This is a genomic window from Neobacillus drentensis, from assembly GCF_036965425.1.
Lineage (GTDB): Bacteria > Bacillota > Bacilli > Bacillales > Cytobacillaceae > Neobacillus > Neobacillus drentensis_F.
In genome coordinates, this window is sequence record NZ_JBALPP010000061.1 from 1 (window position 1) to 256 (window position 256).

Here is a 256-nt window from a genome sequence, read left to right on the forward strand (position 1 = left end):
GAATCAGCATTTTCATCATATAATAATAGTAAAAAAACTATCATTTAAAAAAATTTCAATTATCTGCCATTGCTAGCTTTACTTTGGACAAGGAATGTTTAAAATAAGAATTAAGGAGATGATCCACTATGTTAAAGAAGCTAAGAAAAAAGCTTTTAAAACAGTGGAAAGATTTGCTGCGAAAAAAATCCATTGCCTAAATTTTTTTTGAGCCCTTCTAACTTGCGAAGGGCTCCTTCATTATTGTAAATTGTAA